This is a genomic window from Adhaeretor mobilis (assembly GCF_007741515.1).
Taxonomy (GTDB): Bacteria; Planctomycetota; Planctomycetia; order Pirellulales; family Lacipirellulaceae; genus Adhaeretor; species Adhaeretor mobilis.
The window spans coordinates 3,265,777-3,278,802 of record NZ_CP036263.1; the positions used below are offsets into that span (position 1 = coordinate 3,265,777).

Annotated in this window: 11 protein-coding genes; 3 read left to right on the top strand and 8 right to left on the bottom strand. The window is 54.8% G+C overall.

The genetic code is table 11. The annotated features are described in order from the left end of the window. Positions 1 to 52 precede the first annotated feature (52 nt). The 3 genes from HG15A2_RS12900 to HG15A2_RS12910 all read left to right on the top strand — a co-directional run bounded on the left by HG15A2_RS12900 (position 53) and on the right by HG15A2_RS12910 (position 5,305). Positions 53 to 2,482: an efflux RND transporter permease subunit gene (locus tag HG15A2_RS12900; protein ID WP_218931938.1), complete on the top strand. Its 2,430-nt coding sequence runs from the start codon at positions 53 to 55 to the stop codon at positions 2,480 to 2,482. Beyond that, a complete protein-coding gene (locus HG15A2_RS12905; RefSeq protein WP_145060628.1) occupies positions 2,479 to 3,711 on the top strand; it encodes an NTP/NDP exchange transporter in 1,233 nt (410 codons plus the stop codon). The genes HG15A2_RS12900 and HG15A2_RS12905 overlap by 4 nt, the downstream gene beginning before the upstream one ends. 370 nt (positions 3,712 to 4,081) lie before the next feature. Continuing rightward, positions 4,082 to 5,305 (top strand): leucine-rich repeat domain-containing protein, encoded by a 1,224-nt coding sequence (locus HG15A2_RS12910; RefSeq protein WP_218931939.1) that lies wholly within the window; start codon positions 4,082 to 4,084, stop codon positions 5,303 to 5,305. Between the two features lie 38 nt (positions 5,306 to 5,343). On the opposite strand, the gene HG15A2_RS12915 is transcribed toward HG15A2_RS12910, so the two are convergent. From HG15A2_RS12915 to HG15A2_RS12955, 8 genes are all read right to left on the bottom strand, one after another. Next, positions 5,344 to 6,351: a hydantoinase/oxoprolinase family protein gene (locus HG15A2_RS12915; RefSeq protein ID WP_145060630.1), complete on the bottom strand. Its 1,008-nt coding sequence runs from the start codon at positions 6,349 to 6,351 to the stop codon at positions 5,344 to 5,346. A gap of 111 nt (positions 6,352 to 6,462) precedes the next feature. After that, complete coding sequence (locus HG15A2_RS12920; protein WP_145060631.1) at positions 6,463 to 7,479, bottom strand: ATP-grasp domain-containing protein; 1,017 nt, start codon at positions 7,477 to 7,479, stop codon at positions 6,463 to 6,465. A 55-nt stretch (positions 7,480 to 7,534) separates the two neighbouring features. Beyond that, positions 7,535 to 7,852 (bottom strand): metal-sulfur cluster assembly factor, encoded by a 318-nt coding sequence (locus tag HG15A2_RS12925; protein WP_145060632.1) that lies wholly within the window; start codon positions 7,850 to 7,852, stop codon positions 7,535 to 7,537. A 62-nt stretch (positions 7,853 to 7,914) separates the two neighbouring features. Next, positions 7,915 to 8,238, bottom strand: coding sequence for a Rieske (2Fe-2S) protein (locus HG15A2_RS12930; protein ID WP_145060633.1), 324 nt, complete (start codon positions 8,236 to 8,238; stop codon positions 7,915 to 7,917). 128 nt (positions 8,239 to 8,366) lie between these two features. After that, positions 8,367 to 9,677 carry a Fe-S cluster assembly protein SufD gene (gene sufD / locus HG15A2_RS12935; RefSeq protein ID WP_145060634.1) on the bottom strand — a complete coding sequence of 437 codons (1,311 nt, stop codon included), beginning with the start codon at positions 9,675 to 9,677 and terminating at the stop codon, positions 8,367 to 8,369. Positions 9,678 to 9,840: 163 nt separating this feature from the next. Beyond that, on the bottom strand, positions 9,841 to 11,247 hold the full coding sequence (gene sufB / locus HG15A2_RS12945) for a Fe-S cluster assembly protein SufB (RefSeq protein ID WP_145060635.1): 1,407 nt from the start codon (positions 11,245 to 11,247) through the stop codon (positions 9,841 to 9,843). A gap of 88 nt (positions 11,248 to 11,335) precedes the next feature. After that, a complete protein-coding gene (gene sufC / locus HG15A2_RS12950) occupies positions 11,336 to 12,166 on the bottom strand; it encodes a Fe-S cluster assembly ATPase SufC (RefSeq protein ID WP_145060636.1) in 831 nt (276 codons plus the stop codon). Between the two features lie 75 nt (positions 12,167 to 12,241). After that, positions 12,242 to 12,862, bottom strand: coding sequence for an NADH-quinone oxidoreductase subunit B (locus HG15A2_RS12955; protein ID WP_145060637.1), 621 nt, complete (start codon positions 12,860 to 12,862; stop codon positions 12,242 to 12,244). Positions 12,863 to 13,026: the final 164 nt, after the last annotated feature.

Here is a 13,026-nt window from a genome sequence, read left to right on the forward strand (position 1 = left end):
ACCGATAGGCACTCGCTCGCTGGGTATGACCGCCCGGTTTTGCTGGATTTTTATGAACCAAGGCAGGGACGAGCCGCCGAAAACAGGGACGAAAACGCGGAACTGGGCGTATTGGTTGGTTGCTCATCGCAAGGGCGTTCTTGCCGCCGTTCTGGCAATAACGGCTGTCTCTGCCGTCATTGCCGTGCGAATCGACTACGATTTCACGCCTCAGGCGATCTTCTCTGGGGAAAACGAGCTGGTCGCCTACAGCGAGCAGGTAAAGGCAACTTTTGGCCACGCTGAGAACATTATCATTGTGGTTCTGCAAGCCACCAGCAAGGAGGACTGCTTGACGCCTGCAGCCCTGAAGTGGCAATTGCAGTTCGCAGATGACGCCGTAGGGCTTCCTGAAGTCGACCGTGTTGACTCCCTCGCCACGACGCGGCTGCCGAGACCTCGATTGTTCGGAGGCACAGGGTTGATGTTCGTTCCGGTGATTCGTGAAGGGACCATCAACCATGAGGAAGCGCAGCTCGTGCGCGAGAAAGTCAATGATCAGCCATTGCTGGAAGGAACGCTGATTAGCCCAGACCGACGCTTCACGGCCTTGGTCTTGCATCTCGATCCCAGACGCAAGGATATCGATCACGTCACAGCTGTGGTCTCCAAAGTAGAGCAGCTCACCGTGCAATCGAAGGTGCCAGCCGGCTTTCGCGCGTTCCTGGGCGGATTGCCAACCATGCGCGCAGCCATCGTCCAGGGATTGCAGCGCGACCAGATAACCATCATTCCGCTAGCGGCGTTGGTCTTTGCGTTAGTTCAAATTGTGCTGTTCCGAAGTTGGACTGGAGTCGTAGTGTCTGCGGCGGCAGTAGCAACTGGGCTCGCCTGGACCATGGCCGCTCTGGTTTTACTCGGGCAATCGCTAACAATTATTTCCAACGTTCTACCAATTCTGCTGATGATCGTCGGCGTGAGCAGTTGCGTTCACTTTCTCAACGAATACGCAGAGCAGCTCCAGCGAGGCTCTGTTACCTCAAAGACTTTTGCGACCGACGCCGCTGCACGCACAACGCAACGCATTACGTTGGCTTGCTTGCTAACGAGCCTCACAACCGCATTGGGGTTCCTGAGCTTACTTGCCGCCCGTAGTCAGCTGCTGGGAGCACTGGGTTGGCAGGCAGCCATGGGGATTGGGCTATTCTTCATCGCCACGGTACTGGTGTGTTCCGGTCTGATGCCTATCTATCGACCGACAAGGCAAGTCGCCCCAAGCGGCGGTCCGCCGAATTCCGCACATTCTCCTCTAGCGAGAGGGGCTTGGGCATTCGGCCGCTGGGCGATTGCTTGGCCGCGTCTTACGGTTAGTTGCGGTGTGGCGCTGTTGTTTATTGCTGGGCTCATTGGCCGGAATACGGAAATTAATTCCAACTTGCTGGAAACGTTCGACAAAAATCATCCCCAGACACAACAGATGCACTTGCTTGAAGAGCAACTCGGCGGCTTTGTGCCCATGGAGATCATTCTCTCAAGCGACACTCAAAAGTGGTTTCTGACGGCTGACCATTGGCTTCGCCTCTGTGAACTTGAGATAAGAATCTCAACGCAGTCTGGGGTAATTAACCTGCGTTCGCTGGTTGGCGTCATGCGGGAGGTCGATCGCCAACTGCCTGGTGGACGTCAATTGCCGAACCTCGTGGATGATCCGTCGAAACTTGAGAGACGGCTTGAGGAGTGCTATCAAGCACTCAAACAATCCTCGAAACATAATGCCACGCGATACTTCGTGACTGAGGACGATCGGCAACTCCGTATTCTCATGAACCTACGCGACTTAGGGACGCAAGGCACGCTGGACTTGGCAGATTGGCTTGCAGTACTGCTTGAAGCAAAATTCCCGCCAACTGCAGCGTCTCGCATCGAAACTCGCATCACGGGTGAATCCTACGTGGCTGCAGTAGCTCTCACTCAGTTCATTCGCGATTTACTCTTCTCCTTGCTTGGCGTTTCCGGGTTGATCTTTATTGTGATTGGCTTAGTGCTGCGCTCACCACGTCTAGGACTCATTTCCATCCTACCTAATATCGCCCCGCTGGTGGTGACCCTCGGCTATCTGGGCATTCGAGGTTACACGATTAGCATGAGTAACGTGATCGTATTTGCGATTAGCCTGGGAGTTGCCGTTGACGATACTATTCATTTCCTTGCCCGCTTTCGTCACGAAATACAAGGCAAAGCCGATCTGACCGAATCGGATATCATTGCCGCCATCCGACGGACCTGCCTGGGCACTGGCCGAGCGGTGCTCATGACAACGATCCTCATTGTTTGCGGCATGGCCATCCTGCTACTTTCTACCTTCGTTCCAACTCGTCGATTTGCTGAGTTGGCTGCCGTGACGATGCTCTCAGCTTTGCTGGGCGATCTGTTGCTGTTGCCGGCAATGCTAAAACTTTTCTGGCCAACCGGCAAAAGTGACCGAGCGAAGGCTGCCGCGTGAAACTCTTCGACATCCATCGCGACGAAACGGCTCCGGTTGCTTGGAGTGCACTGTGGTTTTCTCTAGTGCTCGCGTCCTACTACGTGATTCGCCCGGTGCGCGAGACGTTTGCAGCGAATCTCACGGGTGCTGAGAAGGCCACGCTCTTCACCGCTACCCTGGTGGTCATGCTACTGGTGACTCCACTGTATGGACTGATTGTCTCGCGCACTTCGCGGCGTTGGTTAGTTCCGTTGGTGTACGGGTTTTTCACGGCGAACCTATTGCTGTTTGCCGCGCTGAGCCGTAGTCCGACCCCGCCGTCAGAGATGCAGTGGCTTGGCAAGGTGTTCTTCGTCTGGGTGAGTGTGTTCAATCTATTTGTGGTAACACTTTTTTGGGGAAGCGTGGTTGATTTGTTCACTGCCGAACAAGGCAAGCGTTTGTTTGGAATCATTGCTGCCGCAGGAACGATCGGACAGATCGCGAGTTCTTGGTTCGTGAAGCTGGCTGTCGAACAACTCGGGACGGGTGGCCTGCTCATCGCTTCTGCTTTGATCCTAGTTACTGCAATTATTTGCTCGTTTCAATTACGGCGATTTCAGTCCCACTCGAATTCGGTTCCATCCTCTGAGCAGTTTCGCTGGTCTGCCGCTTGGGAGGGAGCGCTGGCAGTGGTTCGGACTCCTTTACTGTTGGGCGTTGCCCTGTTCATTATCGGTTCAAGCATCTGCGCAACGCTTGCCTACTTCCAGATGACGGAAATGGTGGGCCGCCAAATTGCCGACGAACAGGATCGCTCTGCTTGGTTCGCCCAACTCAACGAGTGGACTGGCTACGTGACACTACTGTTACAGTCAGCCGTTGTCTCATGGCTGTTGCGCCGGCTAGGCGTCGCGACGACACTTTCACTCGCCCCGCTGGTGCTGCTGATTGGGTTCACGACGCTCTATTTCTTGCCAACGCTAGCCGTCGTGTTCTACTTCCAAGTTGCCCTGCGCGGTTCGGCTTTCGGGTTTGCGAATCCATCATTGGAAACCCTCTACACTCGCGTTACTCCCGAGGAAAAGTATCGAGCAAAAGCCTTCATCGACACAGTCGGCAAACGTACCGGAGATGTCGCGGGCGGGCAGTTATTTCAAGTGCTAACGGTCCTGGGGCTCTCAGCAACTTTGATCTCTCTTGCTGCGCTGCCGTTAGCGTTTGGGGCGTTGGTGGTGGCGATCTTTCTCGGTGCCCGTAAGCGGTAAGCAATTGTCGCTGAATCAGTTGACGATGCGGCTAAGCCAGCAAGCGGCGGGGCTGATTGTCCCTTATGCTCTTGTTGAAATACGCGTTTCTACGAGCAAAAGTCAATGGCTCTGGTGAATACTCAGTCTGCTAACTCCTGATTGCAGAAAGAGTTGCGCAAACGCTAGTGCAGCATCGCGTGCGACTTTTGGCTAGCATGAGTAGTCGACAAGCAGCAATCTGCAGGGTCGGCTACCAGCGACTCGATCTGGACATTGTTGCAATGACATTCTACTTGTCTCTAGATTGGCTAACAGCAGCGATTCTTGGCCACGCTTGGTTGTCGTTTAGAACTGCTGGGAATTTGAATATCGGAGTACAATCCAACGCATGACTGTGAGTTCCAATAATCCACCCGCGGATTCTCGACCCCGCCGTCGATGGTTTCGCTTCTCGTTGCGTAGTTTGCTGATTGCAACCGTGGTAGTTTCGCTGTTCTTCGGTTTGATAGTCCGGCCCGCACTAGAGGAACGCGACGCCACCGAGGCGATTATTAGCAAGTGGGGAACCGTAGTCTATGATTGGCAAGTCCGAGCACGCGGGAGTGATTCGCATGCCAAACCTGAGCGACCTGGACCTGAGTGGCTACGCCGGTGGTTGGGCGCACACTGGTTCGAGCAAGTGGTCGAGGTACGGCTTAGCGGCGCCTCGTACAGTGATGACAAAGACCGATTTAAAGCCGGTTCTCACCTCAAGAAGCTCCCAGCACTCCGGTCACTGTCCGTCAATAGCTTTGACCTGACGGTTGAAGACTATCGCTTGCTCGGCAATTTCACTCGAATCGATGAATTGTGGCTGAACACGAATTATGAGACTCGTGTGCAGGATGCTGCTGAACTCGCGCGTAATACGGGGCTTCGCAAGCTCCACATTCTCCGTGCAAAGGTTTCTCGAGAGGCACTGCTGGAGCTGACGAAACTGCCGAATCTAGAACGCCTGTCGATCTCCTGTAGTTCATACGATCCGCAAACCGGTGATATCCTGAAAGAGTTCCAACTTCAAGATGATGTCACCGAGGCACTCGTCCGCTTTTTCAGATTGAAATCGCTCAGCCTCTTTGGAACACAGATCACCAACGATGGGATGGCAGAGTTAAGCCGATTGACACAATTGGAGCATTTGACCGTCAGTAGCCCAGAAATCACAGGCGAATCATTCGAATACGTCGTCAAGCTCAAGAATTTGGAAAGTCTTGGAACATGGGCATGGGACCTCAAAAATGCTGATTTCAAGAAACTTCAAGCCTTGCCCAATCTCACTAGCCTTGATTTGCAAACCGAGATTTCCGCGGAGCAAGTCCCCGGGATCACTGATTTGAAAAGATTGGAAAAGCTGACACTCCGGGGGGATGAAATCAACGACGAGTCGTTGCAGCACTTTTACAAGCTGCGTGGTTTGACTTGGCTCAATCTCAGTGATACTCGCGTAAAGAAGTACGGGGCAGCAGCGAAGGCACTGAAGAAAGCTTTTCCTAACTGCACCATTCGCCTACCCAAGACGAAAGAAGAAGAGGAAAGGAAACGCGCCTTTCGGAACTTGAAGTATGGCGGTTGAGGCAATATCTCGCCTGTCGAATGACCGCGTCCTTAGGCTTAGTCATTCACGCATGCAAGCAGCGCCAAGGCATACGCCGTCGCACAGCGGCTGACTTCGGGCCCCAGCATATTGCTCAGCGAAACGGTTTCCAAATCCCAGGGCAACGCTTCTATCACTTGCTCTAGGAGAAACTCGCCACTTCCGCTTAGCACGACCTGCGCTGGCTGCTGGCCACTATGCCCCGTGACCTGTTTTACTGCCTTAACGATGCTTTTCACCTGAGCGTCGCGGACCAACTCAGCTGCTGCGAGCGCTTCACCGTAGCTCATGAGGCTGGTATCCGCACATACACTGCGGGCGACTCGTGCGTGGGCGTAGGATTTCGTTCGCGGGCGGCCATCCGCGGTATCGCAGTTCTGTAGATCCTCCGGCAATTGGTCGAGCAGTAGATACGCATCGGCAGTCGTGGCGAAGAATTCGGGCGCCAGTGGGGTGGGGCGACCGTTGAGTTGAAACGCCTCAACGACTGCAAACAGTGGCGTGCGTTCAACGCCTGAGTAAACAAGTTCCCCGCTGGCAAGACGTTCAGGATCGGTCCTGCCTTGTGTTGCCGGTTTGCTGTTCGCAGTCGGAATGATGTCGCACGTGGTGGTGCCCAGGTCGATGAGTAAACCGCGCGGCGCGGACAAGTAACGTGCAGCCAACGCGGCTAACGCATGCCAGTTGCTGGCTGCCGCGAGCAAGGGTTGCTCGATGGCAATAGGAGGTTCCACGACCCGGCCGTCAGTCAAATAGACGAGTACCTCCCGATGTGCTGCGGCTTCACGGATTGAGCCGACAATAGATTTCACGCCCTCGGCCTTCGTTTGGTAGCAATCGGCGAGTTCGCCGGTCATGGTGATTACAATTTGCTCCGCTGGCGGTGCTAATCCAATCATATTCGCCAACGCACCGGCAAGCTGCTCTGGCTGTTTCCAAAGCGGGAACGCGCGATGCTCAACATAGCCGTTGCCGTCGGCAGCCTTCAAGTTTGCACCACCGATATCGAATGCTAAGAGTGTCATATCTCGTGCTTGGAAGATTTGATTCCACGCAGAGGCGCGGAGGACGCTGAGTTAAAAACTGTATACTCTGCGATCTCCGCGCCTCTGCGTGGGGCTCACTCACGTCGCCAGCTATGGTAACGTAATTTGCCCGTCAGCAGTAAATTCTAAAGGTATGCCTCGCGAAGTAGGCGTGATCGGACTACCGGTGGCGGCAGCGATCGCCATTCCGGCAAGATTCTCTTTAACCACAGCCCTGAGTCCGGCGTAGGAAGTTGTGACTCGAGGATTGACTTCGATGACGAAGTCCTCCGATCCATTAGTTGCTTCGCCGAGGATGAGATCGACTCCAATAAACCCACTAACAGGTGCTAGGGCAGAGAGGGCGCGGCTTGCAAGGTCGGTGGCCCGTTGCGCAAGTGCCTTAACAAGAATAAGTGAGCCGCCTAGATACTGAAACCGCCCGTCCGTCGAGAGTCGCTGCCAGCAGGGAGGTAGAGGAGTCTCCCCGCTCGGACCGCAGATGAAGAGTACACTTGCCGGGCGACCTAGTATGTACTGTTCTAAGCGGCGTGGCCAAGGGTGTGGGTCTGGCTGATCTAGCGCCCCTTCGACGCGAAGTGTGTGCTGTGAGCCGGCCCCGTCTACTGGTTTGAGAACTGCGGGGTATGGAAAGTCGTCGGGTAGGCGTTCTTCATCCCCCCGAACGAGTGTTGCCTGTGGTACGGGAACGGCATGGATCGCTAGTCGCTCTGCTGTTGCCCGTTTATCGGCGGTAAGATTAATGAACTCGAGCCCGGCGTTGAGCGAAATTGAACTGCCGCTTTGCAGGTGGGCAACAGTATTGTGTAGGTGACGATCAAATTCTGGCGCTATCGCCAATGTGTAGTCAGCCTTCTCCGCACAAGCCGCCAGTAGTTCGAACTGTTGGGCGCTAGAATGCACCTCAATGATCTCACAACCTGTGTAAGCTGGCTCGTCGAGCCGCAGATCACGCAGCACGGTGACGCGAGAGTCAGTGAGTTGCAGAAAGTCGGCAGCCAAAGCCGATGCCATAGCGGCACCTTCGGCGAGGAGGGAACTTGGTAGCCGCCCCGATTCCTCAACCAGCCCGCCGCCGGTGACCCATTCGTAGAGGAAAACATGCATGAGTTGGCTGTGCTACCAAGTGTAAAACGCCACGGAGGACGTTCCCCTACAAAATTTAGAAGATTCCTAATTGGTCTTTAGCATCTTCGGTCATGCGGTCGGGCGTCCAGGGTGGGTCCATGACAAGTTTGACATCGACCTCACTGACCTCTTCCAGCTTGCCAACGAATTCCTTCGACTGGCCGAGCAGCTGCGGGCCGGCTGGGCAGGCGGGGCTAGTCATGGTCATTTCGACCTGCACGTCAGACTTGCCGTCGTCCTTCTCGTCAATTTTCACCTCGTAAATGAGACCCAGATCGACAATATTCACGAACAACTCGGGGTCGATCACTTGCTTGAGCGCTTCGTAGACTTTTTCTTCAGCAACAGGCATGGGTAGACTCTCAATCCAGGGTTCCGGAACTCCACGGAGGGCGTTCCTAGCAGTTTCAGGACTCACTCTTCAGCCAATTTCACAAACACTTGCTCGCCTTCGACTTTCACTTCGTGGGAAACAGTCGCCTTTGTGGCAGGCATCGTCATGCCCGCGCCAGTCTCGACGTTGAACTTCGCGCCATGGCGGGGGCAGGCAATCGATTTGTCTTCCGGATCGACTGGGCCATCGGAGAGCGGGCCACCGTCGTGCGTGCATACATCGTCGAGGGCGTACCAGTGATCGGCGGCGTGGATAAGCACCACGAGAGTATCCTCAACCTCCACGAGCATGGAGCCCGGGTCGGCGACTTCGGAGGTTTTTGCTACAGCCACATAATCGGGCATGGATAGTTTCTAAGAAAGATTGTTAACCGCCAATCTAGGTCGGCGGGTGGTTTGATGGCGAGCCGAGCATCGATCAAGGCCGGCGGCTAACGGTACTCTTGTGAGTCTTGCCTATTAGAACGAACGAACTATAGGTCGCGAACTCTTTGTCCAATTGCTTCACCCAGGGCTTCGCGAACGCTTTCGATGGTGATGCGATCGAAGACTTGTTGGAAGAAGCCCTCAACGATCATGCGAACTGCTTCCTGACGGGTGTAGCCACGTGTCATGGCATAAAAGACTTGCGTTTCATCGACACGACCCGAGGTGCTGCCGTGCGTGCAACGAACATCGTCCGCTTCGATTTCCAATCCAGGGATAGAATCGGCCCGTGCGGTGGTGGCGAGCATCAAGTTATCGTTCCGCTGATAGGCATCAGTGCGCTGTGCCGGCTCATCGACCTTAATCATGCCACGCCATACGGTGCGTGAATGATCTTGCAGGGCGGCTTTGTAGAGCAAGTCGCTGCGACAAAAGGGCGCTTTATGGTGCTGGTGGGTACTGTAGCACAAGTGCTGCTTGCCTTGCGTGAACATCACCCCGTTGACCTGGGCCTCTGCATCCTGGCCCGTGAGCGCTACGTGCTGATTCACCTTGGCAAGGCGACTTCCCAGGGCGCCGATCGTCCACTGCAAGTTGGCATTTGCGGCAACATCACCCATCTGATGAGCAAAGTGCCAAACGCGATCTCCCCAGTTTTGCAAGTTCACGTAACGAAGGCGAGCTCGCTCTCCGACAATGAGTTCGATCGTTCCGCAATGCATGCCACCATGAGATTGGTCGGAACTTGCGGACTCGGAAAGCAGTGTAGCTTCAGCGTCCTCTCCGAGGATCACTAAGGTACGACTGAGATCGACTCCTCCGTCGGTAATCGTGGAGAGTGCGTGGAGCGGCTGTTGAACTTTTACTCCCTTGGGCACATAGAGGAGCGTTCCGCCTGACCAGCAGGCTGCGTTGAGTGCAGCGAACTTGTCGTAGCTTGGGTCAACGAGACGGCGCTCGAAGAAAGGCTTTAGTAGGTCGCCATGCTCAGCAGTCAAGCGGCCTAGACTTCCGTAGAGGATGCCCTGTTTAGCAAGTTCGGACGAAAGATCGCTATCGACGGTACGACTATCGACGGCTCGTGTGTGGCCGCCAAGTTCAACACCTTCTGCGAGCAGCGCGGTGGGCGTTGCCGCTTCGGTATCACGCTCACCAGGAAGTCCGTAGCGATCGAGCTTGAAGAGGCGGATATCGGTCCGCATCCACTCCTCATCACTGCCCGAAGGCATGGGCAATTCGCCGAATTGCTTCCAAGCGGCACGGCGCATGTCGACAAGCCAGTTTGGCTCGTCACGTGCGTCGAGGAAATCGTCGAAGGCTTGTTGTGTGAAGCCGGTGTGTTCTAACGTTGCGGTCATCGGTTACGTTTCAATTCTGTTGTGCTTAGTTACTCAAATAGCTGGCTATTCAAACAGTTGGTCGACAGGCATCGCCCAGTCTGGGACGGCTGGTTCCGCCTCAGCTCGCTCGCCACGCTTGTAAATTGTTGGCTCGGCAGACCGTCTGCTTGAGGCTACGACACTAGCCTACGCTGCCTTCCATCTGCAGCTCAATCAGACGGTTCATCTCGACGGCGTACTCCATCGGCAACTCTTTGATAAGCGGTTCAATGAAGCCGCTGACGATCATCGAACTGGCTTCCGCTTCGCTGAGGCCGCGGCTCATGAGGTAGAAGAGTTGCTCTTCGCCGATGCGCGAGACGCTTGCTTCGTGCTCGATTTGCACGTCTTGCTCTTCGACTTCGATGTAGGGATAGGTGTCGCTACGGCTATCGGAGTCGAGAATCAAGGCGTCGCAGACGACGTTACTCTTGCAATCGGTGGCACCGTCTTCCACCTTGCAAAGACCGCGATAGCTACTGCGACCGCCGTTCTTGCTAATGCTCTTGGAGATGATCCGGCTCTTCGTATTCGGAGCACAATGGACCACCTTTGCACCGGCATCTTGATGCTGTCCCTTTGAGGAGAAAGCAATCGAGAGAATTTCGCCACGGGCACCGGGTTCCATCATGTAGACGGCCGGATACTTCATGGTAAGCCGGCTTCCTAGGTTGCCATCGACCCATTCCATCAGGGCGTTCTCGTAAGCCATCGCCCGTTTGGTGACGAGGTTGTAGATATTATTCGCCCAGTTCTGAATCGTCGTATAACGGCAACGGCCATTCTTCTTGACGATGACTTCCACAACAGCCGAATGCAGGCTCTCGGTTGTGTACATCGGAGCGGTGCAGCCCTCGACGTAGTGTACCTCGGCACCTTCGTCTACGATGATCAGAGTGCGCTCGAATTGCCCCATTTGCTCCGCGTTGATGCGGAAGTAAGCCTGTAGCGGGAAGTCGATCTTTACGCCCGGAGGCACATAGATGAACGAACCACCCGACCATACGGCAGAATTTAACGCGGCAAACTTGTTGTCTTCCGGCGGGATGATCTTGCCGAAGTACTCACGAAGGAGTTCGGGGTGCTCTTTGATCGCTGTGTCGGTATCAGTGAACAGGACCCCCTTGTCGCCCAGTTCCTTCTGGAGCGAACCGTACACTACTTCGCTCTCGAACTGAGCTTTCACGCCGGCGAGATATTTTTTCTCAGCTTCCGGGATACCAAGCTTGTCAAAGGTATCTTTGATTTCCTCGGGTACATCATCCCAGGTCTTGCCTTGCTGGTCGGCCGGTTTAAGGTAGTAGTAGATGTCCTGGAAATTGATCGCGATATCGCCGCCCCACTCGGGCATGGGCTTCGACTCGAAAATCTCATAAGACTTCAGGCGGAAGTCGCGCATCCAGCCTGGCTCCCCCTTCATTTCGGAGATCTGCGCAACGATCTCTCTATCCAGGCCCTTGCGAGCCTTGAACACGTCGTGCGACGGGGTGATGAAATCATACTTGTTGATTTCGTCGGCGGTTACATCTGGTAGTGTGTCAGTTGCCATGATGGCTTTCCTATTAAATTGAACGCTCAGCAAGGCTTGGCTGAGAGCATTCGATGTTAACTCCAAATCGATTCAAGCAGCGATTCAGCTAAACTCCTGCTGGGGCTTCTTTCATTTCTTCTCCCACGGCGGCAGCGTCCGGGTAAGCAGCGCGGATGCGGTCGTAGCCGTCGGTGTACAGTTCCTTGGCGAGTTCGACACCGCCAGTTTCGACGATACGTCCACCAAGCATTACGTGGGTGAAGTCGGGTGTGTTGTGATCAAGCAGCTTGTCGTGGTGAGTGATGATCAGGATGCCCATTTCCGCACCACCTGCCTCGACATTAATAATGTCCGCGATGCTTTCGCTGGCAAGTTTAACGGCATCGACATCGAGGCCGCTGTCGGTCTCGTCGAGGATGGCGAACTTTGGACGGAGCATGGCGAGTTGCAGAATCTCCGCTCGCTTCATCTCTCCACCCGAGAAGCCATCGTTCACGTAACGACGGGCAAACTCGGTGTCCATTTTGAGTTGCCCCATCTTCTCGGTGAGTTCCTTGCGGAACTGACGCATGGGGATCAGGTCTTCGCCCTCTTTACGCTCGGGGTTGCGAACATTCGTGGTCGCATGCCGAAGAAACTCAGCCATTTTCACACCGGGAATAGCCATCGGGCGCTGGAAGGCCATAAAGATACCGGCACGGGCACGTTCGGAGGCATCCATTTCAAGGACATCTTGCCCAGACAACTCGATTTGGCCGCCAGTTACTTCATAGCCAGGGTGACCCATGATGGCGTTACCAAGGGTACTCTTGCCTGAGCCATTGGGGCCCATGAGTGCGTGCGTTTCACCACGGTTGATCGTGAGATTCACGCCGCGGAGAATTGGTTTGCCTTCTACGGCAACTTGGAGGTCGGTGATCTTCAGTGTTTCTGACATGGGAAATCGTTCTCAGGTTATTTGGAATGCCACGGGGGGCGTTCCCTACAGTTCGGGTGAATGATTTTGGGGAGACTAACTTGTGATCTTTTGATGATCGAATACGGGATCGCCTTCGACTGGCTCAGCAACGTAGCCACTGTGATGCGGTACAGGTAGTTCGTCTTCGACCTTTTGCCCAAGCTGGCCAAAGCCAGTAGGGCCGTTACGTTTGGCGATCTTGTGGCCCTTGATCTTGTCTTGGATTCGCATGAGGCCTTCTAGCAATGCTTCAGGGCGAGGTGGACAGCCAGGCACGTAAACATCGACGGGAACGACTAAGTCAACGCCCTTGACGACGTGGTAACCGTACTTGAAGTAAGGTCCACCACCGACGGTGCAGGCACCCATGGCGATGACGAACTTGGGATCGGGCATCATGTTGTAGAGCCGCCTCACACGACTAGCCATTTTGTAGGTCACTGTGCCGGCAACGATCATGAGGTCTGCCTGACGGGGCGTAGCACGGAAGGCACCCGCGCCGAATCGATCGAGATCGTAACGGCTGGCACCTGCGGCCATCATTTCAATGGCACAACAAGCGAGACCAAAGGTGAGCGGCCAAATGCTGGACTGGCGAGCCCAATTGATCGCATTTTCTACGGTCGTCGTGATGACATTTTCTTCGAATCGGCCTTCAATCCATGGCTGAGACATCGCTCGCCCTTTCAAAATCAAATATGGTCTTGCTGTCAGGAGTAATTGGCTAGCTCGAAAGTTCCCTGGCTCAGGAGGGCCCCGGTGGGGAATTCAAGCAACGCTCAATCTATCTAAGCTACCCGCACAAGTGGCTGTCTACTAGGTGCTGCCTGTCTGTTGAC